This window comes from Streptomyces sp. NPDC006283, from assembly GCF_040613325.1.
Taxonomy (GTDB): Bacteria; Actinomycetota; Actinomycetes; order Streptomycetales; family Streptomycetaceae; genus Streptomyces.
Map to the genome: position 1 here is coordinate 19193 of NZ_JBEXRZ010000002.1, position 12873 is coordinate 32065.

Genomic DNA, 12873 nt, shown 5'->3' on the forward strand with positions numbered 1-12873 from the left:
GCCTTTTCGGCCCGTTGCGGAAAACTGAGGGTGCCGCCGATTCTTGTCGGGCCGTATCGATGATGCGAGGGGAGTGATCCATCCGAGGGAGCACCCGTACACGCAAGCCGAGCACCCCGCGGTGCGGCACAACGGACACTGCCTGTGGGGCTGCCCGGTTTGATCACATCATCGAGTGCTGAGCGGAATGCCCGGGTTGCCGCCGGGGTCTGCCTCGGCCAGCTGTGCCCAGAAGGGACCGCTGCGCCGCACCACTTCCTCGGCCAAGCGGCCCCGGCCGACCTCGGCAAGTTGCCCGGCCAGATGCTCCAGGAAGTGAGCCAGCTGTACCTGCTGGGTACGTGCCACGGGCGCTTTGAGCCGCCGCCAGACAAGAACGGACTCCATCAGGGCCGGCATCACCTCCGCCTCCCGCCCTCCCTCGCTGAGCCACAGGGCGACCTGCACCTGGGACGTCGCACAGTGCGCTGCGTACTTGACCGGCATGAGGTTGGCGAGCCTTTGGTAGCTCTCCACCGCCTCCTGCTGACAGGCCAAGGCGTCATCGAGGCTGCCCGCCGCACGCAGCCGCCCTGCGACTGCGGCGACGACTTGCGCGTACTGGCTCAAGTACGCCTCGGTGTCGCTCCCCGCCAGATTCCGGTAGATGGCCGCCGCCTGGCGCAGCACCGCCAGGGATTTCTCGCTCTCGCCCGTTGCTTCCAGAAATGTGGACTGCGTCTTGAGGGCCTGGGCGTGGTTCAGCTGGTTCACCGGCACCGTGTGATCCATGGTCCGGTACACATCGAGCGCTCTGTCCAGCACGGCTCGCGCGTCCTCGCGGCCGACGCTCATGAGCTTTTTGGCCAAGGGCACCAGAGAGCGGGTGTAGAGCAGTGTGTAGCGTGCCGGGTCCGCAGCGGCCGCACGCTGATACGCCGCCGTCACGCGTTCGAGCATGGCCAGCGCCTCTTCGTGCCGCTCCGCATGGCCCAGGCGTTTGGCAGCCGTGTTCAGCGCACCAACGAGCTGCCCGACGTACCGGGTGACATCGCGCTCGGCGAGTTTTCCGTACGCGTCCGCCGCCCGTACGAACACAGGGAGTGCTTCCTCCTCCCGTCCCGCCGCGGCCAGCGTGTGCGCCCGCCTGAGCAGTTGCGGGGCCTGCGAGACCAGCTCCGGGTCGGTCGGCGCGGTCAGTGCCTGCCCGTACGCGGTGACGGCCTGCTCATACGCGGTGAACGCGTTCTCCTCCCGGCCGGTCCCGACGTGCTCCTTCGCTTCGGACTCCATGGCCTGTGCCCGCGCCACCAGCTCCGGTTCCCGTGCGGCCGCCTTCGTCCGGGCAAAGGTCGCGCAGGCTTCCTGATACGTCTGGAGCGCCTCACGGACGTGTCCCAGCCCGGCCTCCTGGCGTGCCAGCCTCACCAGATTCGTCGCGTAGATCTCCAGAGAACTCGCCGGCTTCTCGTCAGCGAGTTGTCGGCGCGTGACCATGGCGCTGCGCAGGACCCTCAGCGCGTCGTCCCCTCTGCCTGTCTCGGCGTACCACTTGCTGAGCATGGTCTCCGAGTCGGCCAGACGCAGACCGTACTTGGATTCTGTGGCATACAGCTGACGGCAGACCTCCACAGCCTCCTCCAGGCGAGCCAGTGCCGCAGGCGAAGGCGCCTTGGTGCCTGACGAGGAGGCGGAGAGGAACAGCTCCCGTTCCAGACGGGGGCGGTAGCGTGACGGATTCATCCTCGCGAGCCGTCGCCAGATCTCCACCGCCTGCTCACGGCTGCTGCTCGCCTCGTCCTCCCGGCCCAGGACGGTCCAGCGCCGGGCGACAGCCATGAGGCACTCCGCCAGCACCGACAGGTTCCCGTCCGGTCGCGCGTCAGCGAGGTCGCGTGCGACCTGCGCCGCTTGCTCGGAAGCCCTCAGCGCCCCCTCGGCGTCCCCGCAGCCGTCGAGTACGATCGCCAGCCGGCCGAGCGCACGGGTCAGCGCCACTGCCGTTTCCGACGCGGGGTCTGCCGCCTGTTCGAACAGCTGCCGACGGATGCCGACGGCACGCTGGACCACGATCAACGCCTCATGGTGCTGCCCGAGGTCGAGCAGACGTTTGGACAAAGTCAGCAGCGAGTCCGCCAGATAGGCCTCGGCATCCGCTCCGACCAACCGCGCGTGCATGGCTACGGCTCGTTCCACCTGAGCGATCGCTCGCCCGTACTGCCGCAGGTCGGCGAGCCTGTTGGCATGGCTGACGAGGTAACGGGCGAGTCGTGACGTATGTGCTTCCGGGTCCGACGTGGCCAGTCGTTCCGCGTGCTCCACTGCCTCGCTGACGGCTTGGGCGGCTCGCTTCGCATCGCCCTGGGACACCCGCCTCTTCCGGTCCCGGTCCGCATACCGGTTCGCGAGGCCCGCCAGAGCCTCCGCGAGGTCGGGCTCGTAGGTCTGCGGGTCCACCGCGACCAGACCTCGGTAGAGCAGCACCGCGTCCTTCATCGACGTCACGGCCTCGGCCCGACGGCCCTCCCAGGCCAAGCGGCTCGCCAGTGCTTCGAGGGACCGGGCGTACCGGTACGAGTCGCCCAGGGCGCCTGATTCGGCCGCCAGACGGCAGCGGCCGGCGATCAGCTCCGCAATCACCGTCCCCTGGCGCACCAATCGCTCCGTGGATCGCGGGACGGCCTCGAGCAGCGCCTCCAGCATGTCCAGCGAAAGGGCGTCCGGCTCGGCGAGTACGCCGTCGACCGCACTCACCAGCGGCCCCGGGTTCTCGGTCTCAGCGATCACCGTGACTGCGGCGACACCGAACCGTGCCACATGGCCCTTGATCAGGTCGGCGAGCACGTCGGCCACATGGCGATGACGCACCTCCGCCCGGGCCAGCACGGTGAGCAGATGGTTGATCTGCCGTCCGGTCGCCACGTTCGCCGCATCATGGAGCAGCTGCGGCTGCTGCTCGAGCACGGCGCCGATGAGGTGTTCGCCGAGTCGGTCCGGCTGCAACGTCGCCCAGAAGTGACTGGACGTCCGGTACAGATCGCTGATCCATCGGGCGGCCTCGACGCTGCGGTCCTCCCCCAGGTCCCGCAGGCCGAGCACCCTGCCCAGTACGAGCAGTGCCTCCGTCTCGTCGGTGGCGCTCCACGCCGACGCCGAGGCGACTGCATGCCGTCGCGTCGTGGTCAGAAGTGTCAGGCCGCGGGTCTTCGCCGCCTTCTCCCAGTAATGCTGTTCGTGCAGGAGCAGCACGTCCTCCGTGCGTGTCGTAGGCGAGGCCAGTGGACTGCCCGCCTCCAGCAGGGCGGCAAGGGCGTTCATGTGCAGGGCCAGCACCGAGCGGTCGTCGGTACCGCCCGTTCCGAGGGCCGGCCGCAGGGCCACCTCGTCGCGTACGGTCCGCCAGGGCACATCCCGGTAGTCGGACAGAGACGAGAGTGCGTCCGCCAGTGAGCCGACAGCGCCCCGCCACACGGCGACACGGCCTGCCGGGGTGACCTCCAGTGGCTTCAGGTGCTCGACCGGCACGGCCACCAGCGACGACAGGTTCGGCGACATGGCCAACTGTGCCAGCCAGTCGCCTGCCGACCGGGCGAGGAGCAGCAGCCTCACCGGGTGCATCGGGTGCCCCAAGTGGCTCGCCAGTGCGTGCAGTTCCTCCTTCCTGGTCTCGGCGTAGTCGACGACCAGCAGCAGGGGGTGGGACAGCTGCTCGAGCGCCTTCAGCGTCTCGGCGGGCGCATCCTCGGCGAGCCGGCCCGCGACCCAGCCCTGGGCACGGAGGCGATGGCAGAGTTCCACGCCGAACCGCGTCTTGCCCTCGCCACCGCCGCCTACGAGCAGCCGCGTGGAGAAGGATCCGGGTTCGAGGCACCAGCTCTCCAGCGACGCCAGGAGGTCCGCGCGGCCGTGGAACGGCACCACCTCCACATCCGCGCGCAGCAGTGCTGCCGGTGAATCGGCCCTCGGCCGCTCCGCGAACAACCGCCGGAGATCCGCCGGTTCGACAACGCACGCCCGGCCGGTATCGGCCTTCAGCAGCGAGCGGAACTCCGGGTCGGCGGCGGGCGAGGCGATGGGCACGGCCGTCAGCCGGCGGCTGGAAAACCCTCCCTGGTCACCGGCGACGACGCCGACGAGAAGCCCGTCGGCGAACAGCGCCGCGCCCGACATCCCATGCCAGGGAGTGCTGCTCGCTTCCACCCGCGTCGGCGGATCGTCGACGGCCACCGCGTACCAGCCGGCCTTGACACCGGTGAGCGGGCTGACCCGGCCACTGAGCTGCTCCGTGTCGCGGAATCCGTCCGAGTGCCGCTGCACGTCGGGGAACCCCACGGCGGTCACCGGTGTGTTGATCGCCGAGGTCACCAGCCGGCCCCAGCGGACAGCCTTGCACCGGGACGGCAGGCTCTGTTCGGGATCGCTGACGCGCAGGAGTGCGACATCGAGATTCTGGTCGTAGCGGTACCAGGCGACGGTGCACTCGATGTAGTCGAGGGTGTTGAGCAAACGGACCTGTACCGTGCGGGCCGGTGCGCCGTCGACCAGCACCACATGGGCCGCCGTCAGCAGCAGGCGTGGTCCCACGCCGTAGGCGGAACCACAGTTCCAGGGGCTGTCACCGGTCGTCGCGTAGACCTCGGCGATCAGGGCCGTGTCCATGCCGGGGCCCCGGTCAGCGGGTAGGGAGTTCGTTCACCCGGCCCTTGATCTCCAGGGTCCTTCCTTCGCCGTCCCTGGGCAGCAGTTCGAGCCGCAACCTGTGCGTCGTCCCGGAGGAGTACTCGCCCTTTCCTTCGAGGGCGAACACGCCGAACTGGAGCTTGCCCCCGCCGCCCCCGGAACGCCTGGCCTCCAGACCCAGTTCGACCTCCACCTTGCCGACGGCGAAGGACACCTCGCTGTCCTCGCCGGCGGCCTTGGCGGTCAGCAACTGCTCCCGCAGCACCTGGATCGCCGCAGACAGCTCCACCCACTCGTGTGTCATCGACCCCGTGTCCCCTCGTCCTTGAGCGTGGGCAGCATGATAGCCGAGGGGGCGCAGCCCGCAGGGCCAAGTCATCAGTGGCACAGCAGGCTTGATGTCGGGTCAGGTAGTCGCTGACGACCTGCGGCACGCAGGCCACGTCAAGATCGCCGCCGGTCTCCGCGACCCCCGCCGCCCGCTCGCCGGACTCGGCGTCACGTCACCGTGACGCTCGGTGGTGATGTGATGCCTGACCGGTCCCGACGAGGTGGCTTACGGGCCCGGCCGGGCGGCGGTGTCCGGTCGACGTATCGTCGTTCACGGGCACGGCACACGCGACACTCTGGCCATGGGCCGCCGACGCGGCATCCCCTAGCGTCGGCTCATGACCGAGTTCAGCAGCTTCGCCGTGCACGTCCCCGATGCGGACCTCGAGCCCGACCCGCTCGATCCGGCGCAGATCGTGGCGGGCACACCCGAAGTGTCGGGGACAGTGCTGTGGGAATCCCCCGACGGTACGCAGATCCGCGGCATCTGGCAGATCACTCCGGGGGTGGTCACCGACACCGAGGCGAACGAGCTCTTCGTGGTGGTCAGCGGCCGCGCCACGATCGACGTCGAGGGCGGCTCCACCTTCGACGTCGGGCCGGGGGACGCCTGCGTACTGCGCGCCGGGGATCGGACGACGTGGACGGTCCATGAGACGTTGCGCAAGGCGTACCACATCACTCTGAGCTGAGCCCGGCCCTCTTCAGGCCGCCGTGCGAAGCCCCCGACCCCGGAGATGTCAGCGCGTGTCACGGTCGACGAGCAACTGCTCCACTCGGTCGAAGCGTTCGTGCAGCGCCCGTACCTCCGCGTGCATCGCGGCCTCCCCGGCCTCGGCGTAGCGGTGCGCCGCCGAGCCCAGTGCCCGGGCGTCCTGCTGGGCCCTTCCGACGAACCACGTGGCGAGGGCTGCGGTGATCATGCCGAAGGTCGTGATGCCGGCCAGCATCACCACGGCGGCGATGACGCGGCCCCACGCGGTCACCGGATAGAGGTCGCCGTAGCCGACCGTCGTCGCGGTCTCGACGGACCACCAGACGGCCCGCGGGAAGGAGGTGATGGTGGCATCGGGCGCGTCCCGCTCGGCCGACACCATCAGCGCCGACCCGGCCAGCAGGACGACGGCGGTCACGAGTGACACGCACAGGGCCGCCCGCACGTGGAAGGCGCGCCACCATCGGTTGCCCAGCAGGCGGCTGAGGAAGAGGGCGAGGAACGGCTGCTGCACGGGCAGACCCTCCGGGCCGCGGCGGGCGGGGACACCGTGGGGAGGCTACCGCCGCGACGCGAACGCCGACCGGTACGACACACGCCGCGGACGGAGACGGATCCAGAAGCCGTGCCCGATCACGGGGGACCTGGCCGACAAGCTGCGCCCCCTGGTCGAGGACACCCGACCTCGTTGCCGGTACCCACCTCGTTGAGGCGCGCGGGTCGGGAATTGGCCCATGACGGTGGTCCTGCCATGTTCCAGCCAGGCTCACGCCGGCGTTTCCGCATGTCGGGTTCCGCCACCGCCTCGCCTGGGCCATCATGAGCCGCCATCGGCCGACAGCAGTCTGCGAAGAGGTGGACCATGGCAGGACTCCAGATGGGAAAGGGCGTACTGCGCCGCAAGCCCATCGAGCAGATCGAAGAGGGCGCCCCGAGTGAACAGCTCACCAGAACGCTCGGTCTGACGCAGCTGACGGCCATCGGTGTCGGTGGCATCATCGGCGCCGGTATCTTCGCGCTCGCCGGGGCGGTCGCCAACGGTACGGCCGGGCCCGCGGTGCTCGTCTCGTTCCTGATCGCGGGCGTGGCGAGCGCGGCCGCGGCCTTCTCCTACGCCGAGTTCGCGGGCATGATCCCGAAGGCAGGATCGGCGTACACCTACGGCTACGCGGTGCTCGGTGAACTGGCGGGCTGGTTCATCGGATGGGACCTGTTGCTGGAGTACACGGCGATCGTTGCGGTGGTCGCCATCGGAATCTCCGGCTACTTCGGCTTCCTCCTCAACTCGATGGGTGTCGACCTGCCGGTATGGATGCTGGGCGCGCCGGGCACCGGCGAGGGGCGTGAGGTCGACCTGTTCGCGATGATTCTGTGCCTGTTCACCGCGTACCTGCTCACGCTCGGCATCAAGAACGCGGCGCGGTTCGAGACGGTCGTCGTGGTGCTGAAGGTCCTGGTGGTCCTGCTGGTGATCGTCATCGGCTTCTTCCACATCGACACCGCGAACTACAACCCGTTCTTCCCGTACGGCATCAGTGGGGCGTTCACGGGTGCGGCGACCGTCTTCTTCGCCGTGTTCGGATACGACGCCATGTCCACGGCGGCCGAGGAGTCCAAGGACGCGCAGCGGCACATGCCGAAGGCGATCATCTACTCCCTGGCGATCTCGATGGTGCTGTACGTGCTGGCCTGTCTGGTGCTGACGGGCATGCAGAACTACACGGAGATCGACCCGGAGAGCGGGTTCTCGACGGCCTTCGAGTCGGTGGGGCTGGGAGGTCTCGCGAACCTCATCGCGGTCGGCGCGATCATCGGCATCCTCACAGTGATGTTCACCTTCATGCTGGGCGTGACCCGGGTGTGGTTCTCGATGAGCCGCGACGGGCTCCTTCCGCACTGGTTCGCGAAGACGCACCCGACGCGGCACGTTCCGGTGCGGGTGACGTGGATCGTGGGCGTGGCGTCGGCGCTGATCGCCGGGTTCCTGCCGATCGGCGAGGCGGCGGAGCTCACCAACATCGGGATCCTGCTCGCGTTCGTCGTGGTGTGCATCGCGGTGATCGTGCTCCGTCGCCGCCAACCGGACCTGCCGCGGAGCTTCCGCTGCCCGGGCGTGCCGTTCGTCCCGGCAATCGGTGTCGTGTTCTCGCTCTGGCTGATCACCTTCCTGGCCTGGCAGACCTGGCTCCGGTTCCTGGTGTGGCTGCTCATCGGCCTCGTGATCTATTTCGCGTACTCGTACCGGAAGTCGAATCTGGCCACGGGAGAAAGCGGGGCCGCGCCGAAGCAGCGGTGACGCGACCGACGACCGACGACCGACGACCGTCCTGGCCGGGCGGCCTCGAACCGTGGGGCGGGCCGCCCACTGGTGCGGTGCGGCCCGCCCGCGGTCGCGATTCGGTCATCCGGGTCTGTCTCAGCAGCTCGTGAGGACGACGAGTTGCTGGGTCGCCCGGGTCATCGCGACATAGCGGTCGACGGCGCCTTCGGTACCGTCGCCGAATGCCTCAGGGTCGATGAGAACGACGAGGTCGAACTCGAGTCCCTTCGACAGCTCCGGTGTCAGCGACCGGACGCGGGACGTCGCCCGGAACGTCGGATCGCCGATGACGCAGGCGATCCCGTCGGCATGCGAGGCGAGCCAGGTGTCGAGGACAAAGTCCAGGTCGGAAAGAGCCCCGTGCCTGACGGCGATGCCGGTGCTGCGGATCGAGGTCGGCACATTGGCGTCCGGGAGAGCGGCTCGGATGACCGGCTCGGCTTCCGTCATCACCTCTTCCGGCGTCCGGTAGTTGATGCTCAGCGAGGCCATGTCGATCCGGTCGAGCCCGATCCGCTCGAGCCGCTCCTGCCACGACTCCGTGAACCCGTGCCTGGCCTGGGCGCGGTCCCCGACGATGGTGAAGCTCCGAGACGGGCAGCGGAGCAGCAGCATCTGCCACTCCGCGTCGGTCAGTTCCTGGGCCTCGTCCACGACGACGTGCGCGAACGGGCCGGCCAGCAGATCCCGGTCGGTGCTCGACAGTGCTGCCTCGTCGACCAGAGTGCCTTGCAGGTCCTGGCCGCGCAGCATCGACATCACGAGCATCTCGGAGTCGTCGGACGCGATCAGGTCGTCGACGACCCGGTTCCGCTGCTCGCGCTCGGCGGCGACCGCGGCGTCGTGCCGGCGCTTGCGCCGTGCCGCCTCCGGGTCGCCGAGCCGCTGCCGGGCAGCGTCCAGCAGCGGCAGGTCGGACACCGTCCAGGCCTGGGGAGCATCCTTGCGCTGCAGCGTGCGCACCTCGTCGGAGCTGAGCCAGGGAGCGCACATCCGCAGGTAGGCGGGCACCGTCCACAGGTCCGAGACGAGGTCGGCCGGGTCGAGCAACGGCCACGCGCCGTTGAGCGTGTCGGTCAGCTCCTTGTCCTGCAGCAGCGACTTGCGGAACAGGTCGGGAGAGGCATCGCCGTCGTACTTGTCCATCAGGATCGTGACCAGCTCTTCCAGGATCTGGTCGCGCGCTTCGTTGTGCGGAGTGCTGGGTCCCGGTGCTGCGAACGCCTCGGCCCAGTCATCGGCGCTCAGCCAGAGGTCGGACCAGTGGGTCGTGACCGTCATCCCCTTGGCGGGCGGTTCCTCGTAGAACCTGACGGCCTTCTCGATCGCTTTCACCATGTCCGCGGACGACTTCAGACGGGCGACCTCGGGGTCGGCCTCCAGCGCGGCTCCGGCCCCCTCGGCGACGAGGTCCCGCACGGTGCAGGTCTGTACACCCTCCTCGCCGAGGCTGGGCAGGACGTCCTCGACGTAGGCGAGGTAGGGCCGATGCGGACCGACGAACAGCACGCCGCCGCGACGGTGACCGAGACGGGGGTCGGAGTAGAGCAGGTGGGCGGTGCGGTGCAGAGCGACGACGGTCTTCCCGGTGCCCGGCCCGCCGTCGACGACGAGAGCGCCGCGGGACCCCGCCCGGATGATGGCGTCCTGGTCGGCCTGGATGGTGCCGAGCACATCGCGCATCCGGGCCGACCTGTTGCTGCCCAGGCTGGCGATGAAGGCGGACTGGTCGTCGAGCGCGGCGTGCCCGACGATATTGTCCGAGGTGAACACCTCGTCCCAGTAGTCGCTGATCCGGCCGCTGGTCCAGCGGTACCTGCGGCGGCTTGCCAGCCCCATCGGGTTGGCGTGGGTGGCCGCGAAGAACGGCTCGGCCGCCGGTGAGCGCCAGTCGATCAGCAGCCGACGGCCCTCGCTGTCGGTGAGGCCGAGGCGACCGATGTAGACGGGCTCGGGGTCGTCCGCGCCGACGATGTGGCCGAGGCACAGGTCCAGACCGAAGCGGCGCAGTGTGCGCAGGCGCGCGGTCAGCCGGTGGATCTCGGTGTCCCGGTCCATCGCCTGCCGGCCCTCGCCGACAGGGGCCTTGAGTGTGGCGTCGAGGGTGTCGGACAGTTCGGCGATCGACTGCTCGAGGCTCTGCGCGATGGCGGCGAAGCGCTGCTCGTCGCCGGCGATCAGCGTCGGGTCTGCCTTGGGGGCCAGGTGGTCGGGAAGGTCGAAGGCGCTCGTGGTCAGAGGGGTCATTTCAGCAGTTCCGATCTGTTGTCACGTCCGTGAAGTCCCATGGCGCCCACACCCGAACCTCGGTGCCGGGGGCCGGCCACCGCGGCGTGAGCTTCCCGACCGGTTCGGCGTCCGCGCACGACCCGTAAAGCGACAACAACAAACGCACGTTGTGCATCTCCGGTTTCCCCTGGTACAGGCCTCGGTGAGGTGATTGCCGAGTGATTGTGCGGCACCACCCGGGCCTTGCCGCAAGGCCCCCCATGCGCTATATGTTGAGAGTGGAAAGGAGTGGGTACTCCCCTTTCCCTGATCGTCCGCAGTCGACGGACAGCCTCCTCGCACAGCGCAGCGCGCGCGTACGGCGATTTCGTCCGCCCAGGAGGTACCACCCGGTCGGCCGGCACGCAGCCGTGGAAGCGGACGCTCACACCCTCTTCGGCGACAAGCACCCCGTCGGTGTGAAATCCGCGCCCGCCCAAGCCTGTTGTCGATGCGGCGCGCCCGTCGTCGCAGCGTACAAGTTCCCCGGCACACGCCGGACGGCGAGAAGCAAATCGCCAACCTCCCGTCCGTCAAGGCTGGTTGGACGGAGCTGCGTCGACGTGAACCAGTCCCCAACGCGGGCCGGGGGACGTCCGCCGGACAATTTTCGCCGCCGAGTGAACCTCGGCGGCATTTCCACGGTCTGAGATCACGGCAACGCGCCGAAGGGCCAACGACCGTAACAGCCCGGCCCTTTGGCGACCGACCCGGAAATGGAGACCAACCCCCCATGAGAGACTTCCTGCCCCGTCGCCACGCCCGCCGGATAGCCTCCGTCGGACTGGCGTCGAGTGCGGCGCTGGCGCTCGTCGTCACGGCCGCGGCGACGGCCCAGGCGGCGCCTTCCGACGAACGGAGCAAGCCCAGCATCAAGATCATCGGCGGCGTCGAGCAGTCCGACTCCGCCTACCCCTGGATGGCGGCCGTGCTGGCCAAGGGCGCGGAGAGCCCGGTGAAGCGCCAGTTCTGCGGCGCGAGCCTGATCAGCCCCGACGTCGTCATGACCGCCGCCCACTGTGTGACGGGTACCAAGGCGAAGGACATCGAGGTCACCGTCGGCCGCACCGTGCTGTCCGACAAGCGGCAGGGCCAACTCCGCAACGTGACCGGCATCATCTCGCACCCCCGCTACCTCAAGGGTGACGAGGCATACGACCTTGCACTCCTCGAGCTGGCCAAGCCGGTCAAGGGCATCGCCTCCGTCAAGCTGCCGACACCCGGCACCGACGCCCTCCTGCGCCCCGGAGCCAAGGCCAAGGTCATCGGCTGGGGCAACACCGACACCGAGCTGCCCAGCTACCCCGACCGGCTGCGCGGAGTGAACGTGCCGTTGCTCTCGCACCCCGAGTGCACGGCGACGTACCCGGGCTACAACAAGGCCGTGAACGTCTGCGCGGGCGTGGAGGGCAAGGACTCCTGCCAGGGCGACAGCGGCGGCCCGTTGTTCCGCAAGGTGTCCGGCCGTACGTACCAGATCGGCATCGTGTCGTACGGCGAGGGCTGCGGCGAGCAGGGCGCCCCCGGCGTCTACACGTCCACCAGCTCGGCCAAGCTGTGGAAGACCCTTGAGGAGTCGCCCGAGGGCAAGCGGATCAAGAAGAAGATCGGCCGCTGACCGTAGCCTTGTGCCGGTCGCGGTGGCGGCGTGACGCGCTGCCGTCGTGACGGGTGCCGGGCCGGTACGACCGGCCCGGCACCCGGTGCGTCCTTCGGGCGCGCCGTCGCCGCACACCGCCACGGCGAGAACGGCGATCGGGCACGCGGGCGGGATGCAGGCACCGTGCACGCTGCGTAAACTCACATTCGGACATCGGTTCAGCGATCGCCGCGACCACATGTCGCCGCGGCGGCCTGGCGGTCCTGCAGACCCGGCGGGGGACACCTCAACGACATGACGACGTCGACGCTTGAACGTGAGGCCTCTCATGACCACGCCGCGGGACCTGTTCATCGTCGCCCTTGATGTGGGGCAGCCCAGCCGCCCAGTGGAATCAGGTGACCTGTCGCTCGCGCTCGCAGGAGCCGAGTTGATCGACCTTTTGAAGCTCCCTGCCGGCCGATTGGACGACGGTCGCATCGTGCCGGGCCGCCTGCCCGCACCCACAGATCGGATCCTGGAAGAGGCTGCCGCCTCATTCGTTCGTCAAGAACCCTTCGAGTCGGTCAGTGACTGGCTGTGGCGCAGAGGCAACTCCTTGGCCGGCAAGTACCTTGCCGCCCTCGAGGCGGAAGGGGCAGTTGTGCCGCAGGGCAAGCACCACTTCCGGGGCGGCCGGAAGGTCCTTGCCGATTCGCCCTCCCGCCGCCATGCGGCGGAGCGCTGGGCAGCCTCCGAACCCGTTCTCGTCGCTCTCGCCGAGAGCCTCGGGGTTCGTGGCGAGCAGCAGACCGGAGACCGACCGGACGATGTGGACCACGTCGTGGCGACGGTGGTGGCCGGTGTCAACGACGCGCTGCTGGAACTGGAGGCAGAGCGGCAACGCCGAGGTGTGGAGCAGGCAGCCTTCGACAACATCTGGCGCGGCCTTGAGTGATCCGTACGCAGGGCAGGTCCCCAAGGGGCCGCGGCCGCGGGAAT

Annotated in this window: 8 protein-coding genes; 4 read left to right on the forward strand and 4 right to left on the reverse strand. The window is 69.1% G+C overall.

All coding sequences use genetic code 11. From position 1 onward, the window contains the following. Positions 1-168: 168 nt before the first annotated feature. The gene (locus ABZ070_RS00715; RefSeq protein WP_356628390.1) at positions 169-4638 is read right to left on the reverse strand and encodes a tetratricopeptide repeat-containing serine protease family protein; all 4470 of its coding nucleotides are present in this window, start codon (positions 4636-4638) and stop codon (positions 169-171) included. 13 nt (positions 4639-4651) lie between these two features. Next, entirely contained in the window at positions 4652-4963 is a 312-nt protein-coding gene (locus ABZ070_RS00720; protein ID WP_356628392.1) for a trypco2 family protein, read from the reverse strand. Positions 4964-5327: 364 nt separating this feature from the next. Between ABZ070_RS00720 and ABZ070_RS00725 the strand changes: the two genes are divergently transcribed. After that, the gene (locus tag ABZ070_RS00725; protein WP_356628394.1) at positions 5328-5681 is read left to right on the forward strand and encodes a cupin domain-containing protein; all 354 of its coding nucleotides are present in this window, start codon (positions 5328-5330) and stop codon (positions 5679-5681) included. Positions 5682-5729: 48 nt separating this feature from the next. Here the strand turns inward: ABZ070_RS00725 and ABZ070_RS00730 are convergent, their stop codons facing one another. After that, positions 5730-6218: a potassium channel family protein gene (locus ABZ070_RS00730; RefSeq protein WP_356628396.1), complete on the reverse strand. Its 489-nt coding sequence runs from the start codon at positions 6216-6218 to the stop codon at positions 5730-5732. A gap of 348 nt (positions 6219-6566) precedes the next feature. Here ABZ070_RS00730 and ABZ070_RS00735 point away from each other — a divergent pair, with 348 nt between their 5' ends. After that, positions 6567-8000: an amino acid permease gene (locus ABZ070_RS00735; protein ID WP_356628398.1), complete on the forward strand. Its 1434-nt coding sequence runs from the start codon at positions 6567-6569 to the stop codon at positions 7998-8000. Between the two features lie 120 nt (positions 8001-8120). On the opposite strand, the gene helR is transcribed toward ABZ070_RS00735, so the two are convergent. Continuing rightward, positions 8121-10271 carry an RNA polymerase recycling motor ATPase HelR gene (gene helR, locus ABZ070_RS00740; protein ID WP_356628400.1) on the reverse strand — a complete coding sequence of 717 codons (2151 nt, stop codon included), beginning with the start codon at positions 10269-10271 and terminating at the stop codon, positions 8121-8123. Between the two features lie 754 nt (positions 10272-11025). Here helR and ABZ070_RS00745 point away from each other — a divergent pair. Both ABZ070_RS00745 and ABZ070_RS00750 read left to right on the forward strand, forming a co-directional pair. Continuing rightward, positions 11026-11910, forward strand: a complete 885-nt coding sequence (locus tag ABZ070_RS00745) for a serine protease (RefSeq protein ID WP_356628402.1) — start codon at positions 11026-11028, stop codon at positions 11908-11910. 310 nt (positions 11911-12220) lie between these two features. Then, entirely contained in the window at positions 12221-12829 is a 609-nt protein-coding gene (locus ABZ070_RS00750) for a GPP34 family phosphoprotein (RefSeq protein ID WP_356628404.1), read from the forward strand. Positions 12830-12873 lie beyond the last annotated feature (44 nt).